Raw genomic sequence first — 16991 nt, 5'->3', positions numbered from 1 at the left:
GGTGTATTTAGAGTTAGATGCCGATTCAAGTCAAAGTTTTCGTCGTGGGCTTTGTCGCACGGCTACTTTATAATCGGCGCCTTTTACGTGGGAGCAACCGGCAGCAGTATGGCGATCTGGGCATTGGGCATCAATCACAAGACCGCACCGGTGTCGGTGCGTGAGCGGGTGTCGTTTGACCCTGCGCGCATGCCAGAGGTGCTCCAACAGCTGACATCGTTGGCGCCGATTGCCGAAGCTGTGGTGCTGTCGACCTGCAATCGCACTGAACTTTATTGTAGCGCTGAGTCGCTGCAGTTGGAGGACATTGCGCGTTGGCTGGCTGACTATCATCAGATGTCGGTGGATGAACTGAGTCCGGCTTTGTATTGCCTGCAGCAAGACGACGCCGTGCAGCACACCATGCGCGTCGCCAGCGGTCTAGATTCGTTGGTGCTGGGCGAGCCGCAAATTCTTGGGCAAATGAAATCGGCCTATGCCGTGGCGCAAGAACACGGCAGTGTCGGTGCTGAACTGGGGCGTTTGTTCCGCCAGACATTTTCCATTGCCAAGCGAGTTCGTACCGATACCGCCATTGGTCAAAACCCGGTATCGGTGGCCTTTGCCGCCGTGCGCATGGCGCAACACATCTTTGCGGACATGGGGCGCAGCCACGCGTTGCTGATTGGCGCCGGTGAGACCATCGAATTGGTGGCACGCCACTTGGCCCAAGCCGGGGTGAAACACATCACCGTAGCCAATCGTACCTTGGCGCGCGCGCAGCATTTGGCGGAAGAGTTTCATGCCGATGCGGTGTTGTTGGAAGACATTCCGCAGGTGCTGCCCAATGCTGATATCGTGATTTCTTCCACCGCCAGTCCGTTGCCGATTTTGGGCAAGGGTGCGGTTGAAAAAGCCCTGCGCCAGCGCCGTCATAAGCCGATGTTTATGGTGGACATTGCTGTGCCACGAGACATCGAGGCGGAAGTGGCGGAGTTGGCCGATGTGTACTTGTACACAGTGGACGACTTGCGTGACATCATCGAAGAAAATGTGCGCTCCCGAGAAGACGCTGCGCGCCAGGCCGAAGAGTTGATTCTGGCTGGCGTCGATCATTTCATGCGCGAGCTGAAAACCCTCGATGCTGTCAACACAGTGCGAGACCTGCGTGAACAGGCCGTCGATGTGCAGCAAGACCTGCTCTCCAAAGCGCTGAGTCAGCTGCAAAGTGGTGCGGACCCAGAGCGTGTATTGCGTCAGTTCGCCCACAGCTACACCAATAAAATGTTGCATGCGCCAACAGTGGCGTTGCGTAAGGCCGGCGCTGAAGGCCGGTTGGAAGTTCTGGATTGGACCCGTGAGCTGTATCGGCTAGACCGCCCAATCCCCTCCGTGGAAGACAAATAACATCATGAAAAGCTCCATTATTGCCAAGCTCGAACACCTGCGTGATCGCTATGAAGAGGTCGGCCATTTGCTGTCCGAACCCGAGGCCGCCAGCGACCAGGACCGCTTTCGCAGCTTATCGAAAGAATACGCTGAGCTAGAAACCGTGGCCCAAACCTTCGGTGCTTACGAGCAAGCGCAGGCGGATCTGGAAGAAGCAAAAATCCTGGCCAACGACAGCGACCCAGACATGCGTGCCATGGGCGTCGAAGAGCAACAGGCCGCCGAGCAGGCGCTGGTGGCACTGGAAAAAGACATCGAAATTCTACTGCTGCCGAAAGACCCGGACGACAGTCGCAACGTGATTGTGGAAGTGCGAGCGGGCACGGGTGGCGACGAGGCGGCGATCTTTGCCGGCGATCTCTATCGCATGTACAGCCGCTATGCCGAATTGCGTGGCTGGCGCGTCGAAATCGTCAGTGCCAGCGACGGCGAACACGGTGGCTATAAAGAAATCATTAGCCGTATTTCCGGCACCGACGTGTACTCTCAGTTGAAGTTTGAGTCCGGTGCACACCGGGTACAACGGGTGCCAGAAACGGAAAGCCAGGGGCGTATTCACACCTCGGCTTGTACTGTGGCAGTGATGCCGGAAGTGGGCGAAGAAGAAGAGATCGACATCAACAAAAACGACCTGCGCATCGATACCTTTCGTGCCTCTGGTGCCGGTGGTCAGCACGTTAACAAAACCGATTCTGCCATTCGTTTGACGCACTTACCGACGGGCTTGGTGGTGGAATGTCAGGACGAGCGTTCGCAGCATAAAAACCGTGCCAAGGCCATGGCGTTATTGGCCACTCGGCTGCGTGACGCCCAACTGCAAGCTGCGCAAGCAGAGCAAGCGGCGACTCGTAAAAGCCTGGTGGGCTCGGGTGATCGCTCTGAGCGGATTCGTACCTACAACTATCCACAGGGGCGGGTAACGGATCATCGCATCAACCTGACCTTATATAAGCTGGATGAGATCATGCAGGGCGATTTGAACCCTGTGGTACAGCCGCTGATTCAGGAGCATCAAGCGAACTTGCTGGCTGAGATGGCTGGCAGTCACTGATGCAGATTGAGCAGTGGTTACGCTGGGCCAGTGCTCAGCTGGAGGCATCTGACAGTGCGCGGTTAGACGCCGAGTTGCTACTCGCACATGTGTTAGATAAAGACCGTACCTGGTTGTACACCTGGTCGGATCGCACTCTCAGCAGCAGCCAGCAGGACAGCGCCTCCGAACTGCTGGACCAGCGTATGCAGGGAATACCAGTGGCACATCTGCTGGGCCAGCGTGAATTCTGGTCTTTGCCATTGGCGGTGAACGCCAGCACCTTGATTCCGCGCGGTGACACTGAAACCCTGGTTGAATGGGTACTCGATTTGGCCCTGCCTGCCAACGCTCGGGTGTTGGATCTGGGCACTGGAACAGGCGCTATTGCTCTGGCGCTGGCCAGCGAAAAACCTGGCTGGCACATTGAAGCCGTCGATGCGCAGGCGGATGCCGTGGCGTTGGCGACCAGCAACGCAGAACGCTTGAACTTGCCCGTTAAAGTATACCGCTCTGATTGGTTTACGGCGGTAGAAGGTCGCTTTGATGTGATCGTCAGTAACCCGCCCTATATCGACGCCGACGATGAGCATTTGCAGCAGGACGATGTGCGCTTTGAGCCGCGCTCGGCGTTGGTGGCGGCAAACAATGGACTGGCGGATTTAAACCATATCCAGCGCGCAGCGCCGGCTTACCTCAATGATCACGGCTGGCTGTTGCTGGAACATGGTTGGCAACAAGCCCCGGCGGTGTCTCGGGCGTTAACACAGCAGGGTTTTCAACAGGTAACCACGCGCCGCGATTTAGGTGGACAAGCGCGCATTACTGGCGGCCAATGGTCCGTTAATGCTGCTAACAGGACTGATGAGCAAAGGTACTCTGCAAACACAGAACCTAGGAGCCGACATGAATGATCAGCAGCTGTTGCGCTATGCGCGGCATGTGTTATTGCCACAGGTCGATGTGGAAGGGCAGCAGCAACTGCTGGATGCGCATGTGTTGATCGTTGGTTTGGGCGGCCTGGGCTGCCCGGTGGCGCAGTACCTGGCGGCCAGTGGTGTCGGCCGATTGACCTTGGTTGATCCTGATCGGGTAGAGCTGTCCAATCTGCAACGGCAAATTGCCCACAGCGACGCAACGTTGGGCGAGTACAAGGTGCACTCCGCCGCAAAAGAGCTGGCGCGTATTAACAGCGGTGTGCAGGTATATTGCTGCCCGGTGGCGGTGGATGTTGATTGGCTACAGCAGCAGCTTGAGTCAGTTGATGTGGTGGTCGATTGCAGCGACAATGCCGATGTGCGCTACGCCATCAATGCCGCCTGTTTGCAGCACAAGACCCCGTGGGTGTCAGGTGCGGCGGTGGCGCTGCAAGGTCAGCTGGCGGTGTTTGACCCTCGTATTGATGACTCACCTTGTTATCGCTGTTTGTATCCAAATCTGAGCGATGCCGCTGCTAGTTGTGCTGGCAGTGGCGTTATAGCGCCGCTCGTTGGCGTGATCGGCAGCATGCAGGCGCTGGAAACACTGAAGTTACTGCTGGGGCTGGCCAGCCCGCTGGGGCAGTTGCTCAGCTACGACGCCTTGCAGGCCGATTGGCGTCGATGGCAGCTGAACCAGCAAAAAAACTGTGCTGACTGTGGCTCACTCGACTGATCTCGGGCTCCAACGATAAATCACCCCATCATCAATGCTGAACAACAAGTCGCCGCTGGGGTGTTTTGCCAGTGCGCGAATGCGTTGATCCATGTCTTCTAACCAGCGATGCTCCTTAATAGATCCACCGTCTGCGTGATGGATGGTCAGCTGATTAAGGTGGCGCAGCTTAAGCGCGCCAGCCAGCAAGGTGGTGGTGCGAGAATCCGATTGCCACAGCAACAATGAACCCGGCGCGATTGATGGCGTAAAACTGTGCAGTGGATCGAGCATGTCCGGGTGCTGGCGATAGTCGCCGACGTAGGCCGGATTCCAATATTCCTTTCCTTGCGAGACCAGCGCCCAGCCGTAATTACCGCCTTTGCGAATCAAATTCAGCTCATCGCCGCCTCTGGGCCCATGTTCGATGGCCCACAGTTGTTCATGACGGGCGTCGTACACCATGCCTTGCGGATTGCGATGGCCATAGCTCCAGATTTCATTCAGCGCGGTTGGGTCGTCGACAAAAGGATTGTCCGCCGGAACACGACCATCATGATGTAAACGCAAAATTTTGCCGGCATGGGTATCGAGGCGTTGGCCAGTGTCACGGTCGCCGCGATCACCAATGCTTATAAATAAGTACTTATCGGTCAGAGCGATGCGACTGCCGTAATGGCGATTGCCGTCACCGTGGGATTGGCTGAGCAATAACGTCTCTAATGACTGCAGTTGCAGCTGCTGTGTATCCAGGCGGGCACGCGCCAAAGCTGTAATAGCGCCATCCTGGTGCGGGTGGCTGTAGGTAAAATACAGCCATGGTTTGGGGTCGTCATTGAGGATGGCCATGTCCAATAAACCGCCCTGGCCGGCAGCGTGGATGTCTGGCAAGCCGGCAATGGTTTGGCGCTGAACGCTGGCGAGATTGACCAAGCTCAGGGTTCCTCGTCGCTCGGCAACTAACAGCCGCTGCTGATCGAGTGGCAATAACGACCAGATAATGCTGAAACCGTCGGCCACTGGTACTGGGGCTGTGTTGGCGGCTGAGTTTGGGCTGCTCAAGCTCAGGTAACCCAAGCTCAGATAACAAACGGCAATAGCGATCCAGCGCATGCGTTAACTCTCCGGGTTGGGGGCGAAATTGGCTCCGGCAAAGTCCTGTTGTCGCCACGCCTCGTACACCATGACGGCAACGCAATTGGACAAGTTCATACTGCGGCTATTGGCCAACATCGGCAAGCGCAGCCAATGCTCCTTTGGCAGTTGCTCGCGCACCTCGAGCGGTAGGCCGCGCGTCTCTGGTCCAAACAGCAAGTAGTCGCCCGCTTCGAAGCGCGCTTGCGAATGGCAGGTATGCCCTTTGGTGGTGAGGGCGTAAACGCGCTCGGGTATTTCGCTATTAACAAACGCCTGCCAATCGGCGTGCACTTTTATCTGTGCCCACTCGTGATAGTCCAGTCCAGCTCGACGCAATGCTTTTTCTTCCAAGGAAAAGCCCAGCGGTTCAATCAGATGTAAGCTGCACCCGGTATTGGCACAGAGACGAATGATGTTGCCGGTGTTGGGCGGAATTTCAGGTTCAAACAGCACGATATTGAACATGATGCACGCTACTCATAGACAAAAAACGCAGTGTAACCCCAGCCGCTGCTTACACAAAAAAACACACAGTAACGCTTAGGCTTGATCTGTGTGCCTGACACAATAGTCATGTTCTAGATATAAGACCGATGGTTGTGATCGCTCTGGTCTAAACTATCAGATCAGATGGTTATAAAACTCAGTCAAAATAGGCGCTTCAGCCTGGCTGATCAGAATCGCAAGCAAATTGCAGGTGTTAGGTGATTTGGAAAAAAGGCTGGCGTTGGCCGGGTAAACAGGCACAGTCACAGTATTCTGTGGGCATTGAACTGCACCAACAGCAGGCGTTTGCTGTGTGCTTTGATGGCTCGGCTGTTACACGCTGTTACCGTCCCCAGGACGATGAAACGGGCCTTGATGGTGTCGCACGTTGGCTAAAGCAGCATGGCTTGCAAGGCAGTCGTGTGTATTTGAGTCTCGACCACCAACACTACGAAGTCCACTTGTTGGAAGCCGCAGCGGTGCCAGATGACGAACTAAGCGATGCCATGCGCTTTCGGGTGAAAGACATGCTGGCTAACCCGATCGAAGATATGGTAGTGCAAGCAACGCGGTTGCCTGATGATGCCTATCGTGGCCGCTTGGACATGGCGTTTGTCAGTGCGGTGCGCCGTGACCATCTGCGCAGCTTGGTGGACTGGTGCCAGCAGCAAGAATTGCAACTGTGCAATATTTCCCTATCACAGTTTCACTTACTTAATTTAATGGCCGAGCTGGGTCCTGAGCAAAGCGTTGCGCTGCTGCGTTTAGATGCGCACGACGGGGCTTTGTACGTTTATTACGATGGTGCTTTGTATTTAGAAAGACCTTTGGCCATCGGTTGCAACGACCTGAAACAAATTACCCAAGAAGGCGAGTTTGCCCTAGAAACCGACAGCCAATTGGAGCGTTTATCGCTGGAACTACAGCGCTCGATGGATTTTTACGAAAGTCAGATCGGCATGGGCAGCATTGGTCAAATCTGGATTTTAAAGCCCGACCACGGCGACCTCGACGATACGATGCCGCTATTAGAAACCGCCTTAAATGTGCCGGTGCGACAAATTGTGTTGGACACTCAATTCAACCAAATGGCGGATGATGATGCGGGGCTGTCGGCCTCTTTATTAACGGCGCTTGGGGGTGTCTCGCCGATGCGCACTGATGTTAAACAACACATTAACTTTTATGTTGAGGAGTTCCACCCGCCGACGCTGGCCAAGCCGGTAGCCTACTTATTGGCGTCACTGGCCATCAATGGTGCCCTGCTGCTAGTTATGGGCGTCGTACTGTGGTGGCTGGCAACACAGCAGGTGCAAGAAACCGAGCAATGGCAACTGCAGCGCGAGCAAGTGTCTGAGGAACTGCAGCAACTGCAGGACAGTTTGCCGCCGCTGCAGCAAGACCCAGATTTAGTGGCACAGCAGCAACGTTTGCAGCAACAGCGTATCGGTGCACAAGCGGCTCTGAGTTATTTGACTCGCGGTCAGCTGGAAGAAAGTCAGAGCTTTACGCGAATGCTGCGTGGTCTTGGGCAAGTAGCCAATCAGGGCGTGTGGTTGCAGGGTGTGCGCATTGATGATGGCGGAGAATCATTGGCGCTGCGCGGTTATTTACAACGGCCACAGCAATTATCCAGTTACGTCGAAGCGTTACTGCAACAGCCCGGCTATCGCGGGCGAGCATTCAGACACATTCAAATAGAAGAAGTGGAAGATCAGTCCTGGTTACAGTTTGAGCTGGCCAGCGAGCATGCCGCAGATCAGCGCGCTACAGATCAAGGGGAAGACTCATAATGTGGTGGCAACACCCGCAGGCCGAGCGGGCGATCAGTGGCTATTTGGCGTTATCGGCGCGCGAGCGTTTGTTGGTGCAAATCACCCTGCATACGGCGCTGATTTTATTGCTGATATGGCTGTGGATTGAACCGTCTTGGCAACGCCTACAGCAAGCAGAGCAGGAGCAACAGCAGTTGCAGGCAGAAACCTTACAGCTCAGTGAGCAGCTTGACGAGCTGCAACATCAGCCACGACAAGACCCCAACGCCGAACTGCGCAGCGCCATCGAATCACAGCAAGACTCGCTGCAGCAATTGCGACAGCGCATTGAGCAACTGACCGATGCACTGGTCAGCCCGCAGCAGATGGTGGCGGTGTTGCGTGAGCTGCTGCAAGCCGACAGCCGGCTGCAGTTGGTGTCACTGAGCAACAGTACACAAGAGCGGGTTGAGCTGGGACAGGATTATCAAGACGTGCATCTCTATCGCCATGGCTTACAGCTGACGCTGAAGGCCACCTATCCGGGGCTGGTGGATTACCTCGAGCAGTTGGATCAATCACCGTGGCGATTGTACTGGCAACTGCTGGATTACGAGGTCAGCGACTATCCGCGCGGGCAGGTGACGCTAAAAGTCTACACTTTGAGTACTGAGCGGGAGGTCATTGGTGGCTAACTCCATCCAGTTACTAACGGTGCTGCTTCTCGGCATCAGCAGTATCAGTTGGGCAGCAGACCCAACACGACCGCCGCAGTGGAGCCCGAGCAGTGCGCCCAGCGCGGTGGTGGAACCATTGCAATTGCAACAAATTATCTGGCGGGAGGACGTGCCCGTCGCCGTCATCAATCAGCAGGTGGTCACGTCTGGGCAACAGATCGACGGCGCACTGCTAGAGCGCATTGGTCGCAACTATGTAGTGGTTCGCCAAGGCGGACAGCAGCGTCGTTTGGAGTTGCTGACATCGACAAAAACGAAGGTGCAGTAAGGCATGACAGGCAAGGGGAATAGACTATTGAACGCATGGCCCATGGTAATGCTAAGCAGCATATTGGCAGGTTGTGCGATGCAGCCGCTGGAGCCGCAGCCCGATGAGGCTCCAGCGCCGACGCCACTGCTAACGCTGCCGGCAGCAGTGCCCAGTGCACCGAGCGAACCCGTACTGTTGCAACAATTATTGCCGCCGGTGCAGGCGCTGGCAGACACCACGCCGCGTTTTGACGTGCTGGCAGATCGTACGCCGGCAGCGGCCTTTTTTAACAGCTTGGTTGAGGGCAGCGGTCAAAACCTGATTATTCACCCAGATGTCAGCGGTGAAATCAGTCTGAATCTCAACAATGTCACGCTGCAGCAAACGCTGGAAGCCGTGCGCGATGTTTACGGCTATCAGTTCGACCAGGGAACCTACGGCATTCGTATTTCACCGCCGCAGCGGCAAACCAGAATCTTTGCGCTCAATTATTTAAATGTGCAGCGCGCTGGCCGCTCTGGTATGAGTGTTAGCAGTGGCCAAGTGACCTCGACCGATACCAGTGACGACGATGATGACAGCTCTACTACCTCAACTCGCACGGCAACCGTTAACAGCACGCAAGTCGAAACACAAAGTGGCAGTGATTTCTGGCTGAATTTGCAAAACACCTTGCAGCTGTTGGTGGCGCCAGAGCCAGATGCGCAAGTGGTGGTGGACGCCCAAGCGGGAATGGTCATCGCCAATGCCATGCCGACCACTCTGGCCAGCGTTGAACATTATTTGGAAAAGGCTGAACTAAGTGTGCGTCGTCAGGTGCTGATCGAAGCCAAGGTGGTGGAAGTCACACTGAATGATGGTTTTCAATCGGGCATTAATTGGTCGACCCTGGCCGCGCAAGGCAACAGTGACTCTTGGGCCGGTTCATTAAGTTCGGCGGCACTGTCCAATCCGGATTTTATTGAGGGGATATTTTCTCTGAATTTGGACGTGGGTGACTTTAGCGGCACCTTGCAGCTGTTGCAGACACAAGGTGACGTCAATGTCCTGTCGAGCCCACGCATTGCCACGGTGAATAATCAAAAGGCGGTGATTAAAGTCGGCTCGGATGAATACTTCGTCACCGGCGTGACCAATTCGACCACCACCACCACCACTGGCAACACCGAAACACCAGAAATTGAACTGACGCCGTTTTTCTCCGGTGTTGCGCTGGATGTCACACCGCAAATTGGTGAAAACGAAGAAATCATTTTACACGTGCATCCGACCATCACCGAGGTGGAAGAGCGCACCAAAATCGTCGAGCTGAGTCAGGATCAATTTAAATTGCCATTGGCCTACAGCACCGTACGTGAAACCGACTCTATTATTCGTGCGCAGTCTGGGCAAGTGGTAATTATTGGTGGACTGATGCAGAACCGCGAAGTCAGCACTGAGGCCAGCGTACCGCTATTGGGTGATATTCCAGTACTGGGTTGGTTATTCCGCCAGACACGCACACAAATGCGTCAAAGTGAGTTGGTCATTCTGTTGCAACCACGCATCGTCGGCGGTGCGATCAGCAATGAGCAGGTGGAATACTTGAATCGTCGTTATTCGGGCATGATGTTGCCGGAGGGCTGATGACGGCACTAGCGCATTTAAATCAGTCGTGTCAGCAGCATTTTGGTTTGCAGCAAGCGCCTTTTACTCTGACGCCAAACACAGATTTTTATGTTGATCTGCCAGCGCAGCGTCAGGCGTATGAGCTGGTGCAATATGCGTTGGCTTCCGGCGAAGGTTTTGTCAAAGTCACCGGCGAAGTCGGCACTGGAAAAACTCTATTGTGCCGACGTTTGCTCAACGAGCTGCACCAGCATGGCAGTGTGACTTTGTATTTACCCAATCCGCACTTGAGCGCCGATGCGTTATGGTTTGCGCTGGCTGCAGAGCTGGAGCTGGCGGTTGCTCATATGTCGTTGCCAGCGGTGCAACAAGCGTTGCAACAGCGCTTGCTGCAACTGGCGCAACAGCGCAAACAAGTGGTGCTATTGGTGGACGAAGCGCAAAGCATGCCAGTAGAAACGCTTGAAGCGCTGCGTCTGGTATCAAATCTGGAAACCGAGCAGCAAAAGCTGCTGCAAATCGTATTATTTGGCCAGCCCGAGTTAGATCATTTATTACAGCAACCGCAATTGCGTCAGCTATTACAGCGCATTACCTCCAGCGCCAATTTAAGCCCATTAACCTCCTCCGATATGTTGGCGGATTACATCCAACAACGTATGTCGCTGGCGGGTTATCGCGGCATGCAATTATTTGCTCGTGATGCCGTGGAGCATTTATGGCGTGCCAGCGGAGGTGTGCCCAGATTGGTAAATATTTTAGCGGCGAAATCACTGCTGGCCGGTTATGGCCAAGGCGTGGATAAAATCGAGCGCCACCATGTTGCTTTAGCGGCGGCCGATACCGAAGCGGCCACTTTAGCCACCCTAGTGCCTTGGTGGTGGGCAGTGGTGGTGTTACTGGCTTGTGTGGTGGTGTTATGAGTTTGGTCCATCAAGTGCTGCGTGACATCGACCAACGCAATGAATCCGCCGATGCCATCCCTGCAGGTTTAGTGGCGGAGAAAAAAGCATCAGCAATGCCTAATTCCGCTGTTTGGTTGGCGCTAGTGATTGTGGCTATGGCTGCTGCACTTGTCTGGGCACTGATGAGCGTCACCGCTGATGCTCCTTCGGTCAATATCGTGACGGTGGAGCCAGATGGTCTGTCAGTCAGCTCTGCAAATATGCAAAGCAGTGCTTCAATGCGTCTTGCGGCGGCTGACAGCGATTTAGAAGAATTAAAGGCAGATAATACAAACACCACGGCGTTGCAGCCTGAGCGACCTCGCGCAATGGTCGAGCGTATCGGTAGCGCAGGCGGCAGTAGTGAGAACGTCGGCAGTGAGAATGTCGACAGCAAGCATGTAGGCAGCGAGCCTGACGTTATTGAAAGCAAAGTTGCTAACAGTGGAACTGCTGCAAGCGAAATTTCTGAAGGCGATGCTGCTACATTGGGCGCTACCAAGGCAGGTATTAATAATGCCAATGCCTCTGAGGCCACGGATGCTCAGCCGGTTGCCGCTGTAGCAACTGTGACTACGCCCGCCACAGGGCCGCAAATCGTAGAAAACGACAATCGTATTTCATCTGAGGAGGAACCCTCTGTAGACGGAACGCCTTCGGCCAAAGTCGCCGTAACGTTTGAGCCTGCAGTAGTGTCAGAGCCTGCTGTAGTCGCCGCGCCTGTGGTTCGCCTAGCGAGTACCACTGAGCAGGCGAGCGATGCCACCGATGTTAATGCACTCAGTGCAGAAAATAACTCCGAAACGGAACGTGTCACCGCCGGCCCAATCACGCGCCGGCAACTACCAGGTCAGCAAGCGTTTCAACAGGCATTGGCAGCAATGCAACAACAACAATGGTCACAAGCGCAGCAACTGCTGGCGCCTTTGCTGGAGATATCTGCACCACAGCCAGCCAAGCAGCGTTACCGAACGGCCTACTTACGCACTTTGATTGAACAGCAATTATGGCCGCAGGCCACAGCATTCTATCGCGCGCATCAGCAGCGGCGAGATTTACAATGGCTGGCCGTGGCAGCGCCTGGGCTACACATGGCGGGCGAATACGCGCTGGCAGCGCCGGCGTATCAACAGCTCATGCAACTGCAACCCGATCAAGCCAGCTGGCCGCTGGCACTGTTATGGCTGTATCGACAAATGGACAATACTCAGGCCGCTAGAGCCTTGCTGCCAACACTGGCGCGCTACTCTGGGCTAAGTGCGCAACAACGACTGTGGCTGCAACAACAGGCTCGGGAATTAACACTATGAATACCACAGCTCCGAAAAAACGTGTACGGGTTGGTGACTTGCTGCTCGAAAAGCAACTCATTACTCAAGAACAGCTATTAACGGCGCTGGCTGAGCAAAAGAAAACCGGCAAAAAACTCGGCCGCGCTTTGGCCGACTTAGGTTTTGTGAGTGAAGATCAGCTACTGCAAACATTAGCGGATTATTTTGCTTATCCGTTTGTCGATTTGATGCGCTTTCGGTTAAACAACGAGTTGATTCAATCGCTGCCGGAATCTCAGGCGCGGCGTTACCGCTGTTTGGTGTTGGCAGAAGAAAAAGACGGCGTGTTGGTCGGGATGTCGGACCCAACCGACTTAATGGTCATCGACGATCTGCAACGTATTTTAAAGCGCACTGTGTATCCGGCGTTTGTGCGTGAGCAAGAATTACTGTCGGTATTGGATACCAGTTATCGTCGCCAGGAGCAAATGGCCAGCATTGCTGGGGAGTTAGAAGGCGAGCTGACCAGCAGTGACTTTGATGTGCAAGCGCTGGGCAGTGGCCCAGACACCAGCGATGCTCCCGTGGTGCGGCTATTACAAAGTCTGTTTGAAGATGCGGTGCAAATAAAAGCCTCCGACGTACATATCGAGCCAGAAGAAACGTTGCTGCGTATTCGTCTGCGTGTAGACGGTGAGTTGCAAGAGCAGGTGATGAAAGAAAAGCGCGTCGCTTCGGCGCTGGTATCGCGTCTTAAAATTATGTCGGGCTTGGATATTTCAGAAAAACGCCTGCCACAAGACGGCCGCTTTAATATCCGTGTTAAAAACCGCAATATCGATGTGCGTTTGTCCACTATGCCGGTGCAGTTTGGTGAATCTGTGGTGATGCGGTTACTGGATCAAAGTGCCGGTATTTTAGAGATGACAGCGCTGGGCATGCCGGCCAGTATTCAACGTCATTTTGAGCACCTGATTACCCGACCGCATGGTTTGATTTTGGTCACCGGCCCCACCGGGAGCGGTAAAACCACCACCTTGTACGCGGCACTCACGCGTCTAAATCAGCCGCAGAAGAAAATCATTACTGCCGAAGATCCGATTGAATATCGTTTGCCGCGCATTAACCAGGTGCAAATCAATACTCGCGTCGGTTTAGATTTTGCGACGGTATTGCGCTCAGCGTTGCGTCAGGACCCCGACATTGTTCTGGTCGGTGAGATGCGTGACCATGAAACCGCAGAAATCGGCCTACGCGCCTCCATGACGGGCCACATGGTGCTGTCGACATTGCACACCAACGACGCCATTTCTGCCGCGGACCGTTTACTCGATATGGGGCTGGATCATTATTTAGTCGCGTCGTCACTGCGCGCGGTATTGGCGCAGCGACTGGTGAAGCGTTTATGCCCCAATTGCCAGCAACCCCACACCAGCAGTGAGCAGGAAAAAGCCTGGTTGACCGGCCTAGATAGCAGTGCCGTCGATCATCCGTTTATTGAAGGGCGTGGTTGTCACCAGTGCCACAATACCGGTTACCAAGGGCGCATTGGTATTTACGAACTGTTGGAAATGACGCCGGAATTAATTTCCGCTTTGCGGCGTAAAGACAGCCAGGGCTTTGCCGATGCTGCGCAAAAAGCCCCGAATTTCCGCTCGCTGACTCACTGTGCGCTGGATTATGCCCGCCAAGGCATTACCTCGTTGGATGAAGTCTTCCGTGTGGCGGCGACGTTGGACGACTGAGCATGGATTTTCGATACCAGGGACGCGATGCCAGCGGCAATAAAGTAGAAGGCAATCTCGAAGCGGCCAGTGAAACTGTGGCCCTCAATACGCTGGTGGATCGCGGTGTGACAGTGACTGCTCTGCAAGAACAAGCGGCACCAAAAGAAGAGCAAACCACGTCCATATCCTGGTGGCAGCCGCGCTTGCGGATTGATGAGCTGATTTTATTTACTCGCCAGTTGTACGCCTTAACCAAAGCCGGCATTCCAATCATTCGTGCGTTAAACGGCTTGGCCGAGTCATCGCACAACCCGCTGCTGCAGCGCATATTGCGTGACGTGAATCAGTCTTTGGTATCTGGCAGTGAATTGTCCACTGCGTTTCGGCGCCACCCTGACGTGTTTTCACCCATTTATATCAACCTTATTCAAGTAGGCGAAAACACCGGGCAACTGGACGATGCCTTGCTGCGTTTGGTTGAGCACTTGGAGTTGGAGCGCGAAACGCGTAAGCGCATGAAGTCGGCACTGCGTTATCCGATTATGGTGATCAGTGCCATCAGCATTGCCATGGTGGTCATCAACTTATTTGTGATTCCCGCGTTTGCCAACGTGTTCGCCAAATTAGGCGCTGATTTGCCGCTGGCGACACGCATTTTAATGGGTACTTCGGGTTTTTTTGTTGCTTACTGGCCACACATGCTGGCCTTGCTGGTCGTCGGTTTGGGCGGGCTGCGTGTGTATGTGCGCACCGACGACGGCGCCATTTGGTGGGACAAAACTCGGTTACGTGTGCCGCTGATCGGCAGCATTTTTGAGCGCATTGCACTGGGACGCTTTTCGCGCTCTTTCGCCATGATGATGGGCGCTGGTGTGCCTATTTTGCAATGCATGAGCGTGGTGGCTGATAGCGTTGGCAATCGCTACATTGCGGTGGCCATTCGTGGCATGCGAGCGGGTATTGAACGCGGTGAACGGCTCACCAGCACGGCAGCGTCGACGGGTATGTTTACCCCGCTGGTGTTGCAAATGCTGGCAGTGGGAGAAGAAACCGGTGCCATCGAACGTTTGCTGAACGAAGTAGCGGACTTCTACGAGCAGGAAGTGGACTACGAACTGAAGCGTTTGGCCGACGCCATTGAACCCATCTTGTTGGTGTTTCTCGGCGCCATGGTGTTGGTGCTAGCGTTGGGTGTGTTTTTGCCGATTTGGGACTTGGCGGGTGCGGCCATGGGGCGCGGCTAAGCATGCAGGGCAGCAGGCTTGATGGTGGTCAACATGGCGCTGATGGTAAGCGCTATGCTGTTTATCAGCAGCGTGCGTACAGCCAGTTTCAGTTGGTGTTGGGCATTACGGTGTTGGCGCTGGTGTTAGCGTTTTTGCTACCCAGAAGTGTCGCCTTCTTAGAAGAGGCACAACGTTTGCAGGTAATGGCTACAGCGAGTCGTTTTCGCGCCGCAATTTTGACGCTTAGGGCCAGCTGGTGGAGCAATGCACAGCGCCCTGTCTGGCTGGAATTGCCGTTGGTCAGTGGTGATAGTGCAGAGCTGATGTGGTCTGATAGACTTAGACCAAATACGTCAGTCGATGTTGCAAAGGGCCAACAAACTGCTGCCGACGATTGGCCCAAAACGTCAAAATTGGACGCAGTGCGTATGTCAGCCTCAGGCTGGCCGCTGGATTGGCAAGCATTGGCCGACCTACAGCAGCGCCAACGGCCAGCTGGTACTGGGCGAGCTGAATTACAGCCGGATGCGACCCATACCGCAGGTTGCCAACGTTTGTGGCTGGGGGTAGCGGTCGATCAGCTGAACAGTGACAGCTGGTTGGCCAACGTGGGTTTACTGAGTGCGCTGCGACTGCAGCAGGTGGTTGCCGACGGGAATGGCTGTTTGTATTTATTGGCGGTAGATGCGATGCCAGAGTTGGCCGTACAGTCCGTCACAGCCGAAGCGAAGGAGGCTTGGCTGTCACAAGCTGGGAAGCAAGGTTTGATTCACTACAGCGTCCAACAAGGGCGTATTACATGGCAATTCCGATAACATAGGAGTCGGACTATATGAAAAAGCAAGCAGGTTTTACTTTGATCGAACTGATCATGGTGATTGTGATTCTCGGTGTGTTGTCCGCCTTCGCATTGCCGCGTTTTGCGGATTTGGGCGCTGAAGCGCGTGAGGCTAGTCTCGATGGTGCCTTTGGTGCAGTGCGCTCAGCAGCAGGCATTGTGCATGCGCAGTTCCTAGCTGAGGGGGACAATCCAGCAAACGTTACGCTTGAAGGCGCTACTATTGGTATTACCAATGGTTACCCTTCTTTTGCGGACATTGATGAGGCAGCTGGCATCGATGCTGTTGATTTCACGATTACTGCTGGTACTGGTACAACTCCAACGACAATCAGCCCTGTTGGGGCTGTGTCGGCTGCTGATTGCCAAGTGCAGTACACTCCACCTGCGGCGGCAAACCAAGTGCCAACCATTGCAATTGTTAAAACCAACTGTAATTAATTTGGCGTGAAACACACACAAGGCTTTACTCTGGTCGAGCTTACGCTAACGATTATTTTAATCGGTATTTTAAGCGTCTCGGCCAGTGCCTTGTTTTTTAACCCGTCAGCGCTGTCGGCGCTGGCGGTGCGCGATCAGCTGTTGTCTGCATTAAATCAGGCGCAGCTGACGGCGTTATCCAACGGCCAGCCAGTGCAATTGCAACTGACTCAAACGGCCAACAACTGGCAGCTGGTGCTGACTTTGGCACCTGGCACGCCGCAAGCGCTGGAGGTGCAACGTCAAACTTATGACCGCGAGCAAGCCAGCCTTGCCATTAACGGCGCCGCACTCGCCAATGGCGGTAGCTGGAGCCAAACGTTTTCCGCTCAAGGCGCTCTGGCTGCATCGCAGCAGCTGGTACTGTCGTCTGGGCCGACACATGCATTGTGTGTATCCGCCGCAGGTTATGCCTACACAGGCACCTGTCAGCCTTAGTCGGG

17 protein-coding genes are annotated in these 16991 nt (G+C 54.7%); 15 read left to right on the top strand and 2 right to left on the bottom strand.

Going from position 1 to position 16991, the window contains the following annotated elements:
- Positions 1-108 precede the first annotated feature (108 nt).
- The 4 genes from hemA to CHH28_RS00145 are packed head-to-tail and all read left to right on the top strand — an operon-like array spanning position 109 to position 4111.
- Positions 109-1386 carry a glutamyl-tRNA reductase gene (gene hemA, locus CHH28_RS00160; RefSeq protein ID WP_094058410.1) on the top strand — a complete coding sequence of 426 codons (1278 nt, stop codon included), beginning with the start codon at positions 109-111 and terminating at the stop codon, positions 1384-1386.
- A 4-nt stretch (positions 1387-1390) separates the two neighbouring features.
- On the top strand, positions 1391-2479 hold the full coding sequence (prfA, locus tag CHH28_RS00155; RefSeq protein ID WP_094058409.1) for a peptide chain release factor 1: 1089 nt from the start codon (positions 1391-1393) through the stop codon (positions 2477-2479).
- Positions 2479-3372 (top strand): peptide chain release factor N(5)-glutamine methyltransferase, encoded by an 894-nt coding sequence (gene prmC, locus CHH28_RS00150; protein ID WP_094058408.1) that lies wholly within the window; start codon positions 2479-2481, stop codon positions 3370-3372. Before prfA ends, prmC begins: the two co-directional genes overlap by 1 nt.
- The gene (locus tag CHH28_RS00145; protein ID WP_094058407.1) at positions 3365-4111 is read left to right on the top strand and encodes a HesA/MoeB/ThiF family protein; all 747 of its coding nucleotides are present in this window, start codon (positions 3365-3367) and stop codon (positions 4109-4111) included. Before prmC ends, CHH28_RS00145 begins: the two co-directional genes overlap by 8 nt.
- On the opposite strand, the gene CHH28_RS00140 is transcribed toward CHH28_RS00145, so the two are convergent.
- Both CHH28_RS00140 and trmL read right to left on the bottom strand, forming a co-directional pair.
- On the bottom strand, positions 4100-5203 hold the full coding sequence (locus CHH28_RS00140) for a PQQ-dependent sugar dehydrogenase (protein WP_094058406.1): 1104 nt from the start codon (positions 5201-5203) through the stop codon (positions 4100-4102). The genes CHH28_RS00145 and CHH28_RS00140 overlap by 12 nt on opposite strands.
- A 3-nt stretch (positions 5204-5206) precedes the next feature.
- Positions 5207-5692, bottom strand: coding sequence for a tRNA (uridine(34)/cytosine(34)/5-carboxymethylaminomethyluridine(34)-2'-O)-methyltransferase TrmL (gene trmL / locus CHH28_RS00135; RefSeq protein WP_094058405.1), 486 nt, complete (start codon positions 5690-5692; stop codon positions 5207-5209).
- Between the two features lie 239 nt (positions 5693-5931).
- Between trmL and CHH28_RS00130 the strand changes: the two genes are divergently transcribed.
- The 11 genes from CHH28_RS00130 (at position 5932) to CHH28_RS00080 (ending at position 16986) form a co-directional block, all read left to right on the top strand.
- The gene (locus CHH28_RS00130) at positions 5932-7506 is read left to right on the top strand and encodes a hypothetical protein (protein WP_094058404.1); all 1575 of its coding nucleotides are present in this window, start codon (positions 5932-5934) and stop codon (positions 7504-7506) included.
- Positions 7506-8162 carry a hypothetical protein gene (locus CHH28_RS00125; RefSeq protein WP_094058403.1) on the top strand — a complete coding sequence of 219 codons (657 nt, stop codon included), beginning with the start codon at positions 7506-7508 and terminating at the stop codon, positions 8160-8162. The genes CHH28_RS00130 and CHH28_RS00125 overlap by 1 nt, the downstream gene beginning before the upstream one ends.
- Positions 8155-8472, top strand: coding sequence for a hypothetical protein (locus tag CHH28_RS00120; RefSeq protein WP_157729691.1), 318 nt, complete (start codon positions 8155-8157; stop codon positions 8470-8472). Before CHH28_RS00125 ends, CHH28_RS00120 begins: the two co-directional genes overlap by 8 nt.
- 78 nt (positions 8473-8550) lie before the next feature.
- Positions 8551-10080, top strand: a complete 1530-nt coding sequence (gene mshL / locus CHH28_RS00115) for a pilus (MSHA type) biogenesis protein MshL (RefSeq protein WP_157729690.1) — start codon at positions 8551-8553, stop codon at positions 10078-10080.
- On the top strand, positions 10080-10985 hold the full coding sequence (locus CHH28_RS00110) for an ExeA family protein (RefSeq protein ID WP_094058400.1): 906 nt from the start codon (positions 10080-10082) through the stop codon (positions 10983-10985). Before mshL ends, CHH28_RS00110 begins: the two co-directional genes overlap by 1 nt.
- Positions 10982-12316 (top strand): hypothetical protein, encoded by a 1335-nt coding sequence (locus CHH28_RS00105; protein ID WP_094058399.1) that lies wholly within the window; start codon positions 10982-10984, stop codon positions 12314-12316. Before CHH28_RS00110 ends, CHH28_RS00105 begins: the two co-directional genes overlap by 4 nt.
- Positions 12313-14022: a GspE/PulE family protein gene (locus CHH28_RS00100; protein ID WP_094058398.1), complete on the top strand. Its 1710-nt coding sequence runs from the start codon at positions 12313-12315 to the stop codon at positions 14020-14022. Before CHH28_RS00105 ends, CHH28_RS00100 begins: the two co-directional genes overlap by 4 nt.
- A 2-nt stretch (positions 14023-14024) precedes the next feature.
- Complete coding sequence (locus CHH28_RS00095; protein WP_094058397.1) at positions 14025-15248, top strand: type II secretion system F family protein; 1224 nt, start codon at positions 14025-14027, stop codon at positions 15246-15248.
- Between the two features lie 2 nt (positions 15249-15250).
- The gene (locus tag CHH28_RS00090; protein WP_094058396.1) at positions 15251-16045 is read left to right on the top strand and encodes a hypothetical protein; all 795 of its coding nucleotides are present in this window, start codon (positions 15251-15253) and stop codon (positions 16043-16045) included.
- Between the two features lie 17 nt (positions 16046-16062).
- Positions 16063-16509, top strand: coding sequence for a type II secretion system protein (locus CHH28_RS00085; RefSeq protein ID WP_094058395.1), 447 nt, complete (start codon positions 16063-16065; stop codon positions 16507-16509).
- Positions 16510-16515: 6 nt separating this feature from the next.
- Positions 16516-16986, top strand: coding sequence for a GspH/FimT family pseudopilin (locus tag CHH28_RS00080; protein WP_094058394.1), 471 nt, complete (start codon positions 16516-16518; stop codon positions 16984-16986).
- Positions 16987-16991 lie beyond the last annotated feature (5 nt).

The sequence above is a fragment of the Bacterioplanes sanyensis genome, assembly GCF_002237535.1.
In the GTDB taxonomy this organism is placed as follows: domain Bacteria; phylum Pseudomonadota; class Gammaproteobacteria; order Pseudomonadales; family Oceanobacteraceae; genus Bacterioplanes; species Bacterioplanes sanyensis_A.
Note: the sequence above shows the minus strand (reverse complement) of the source record. Positions and strands in the feature narration are given on the sequence as shown.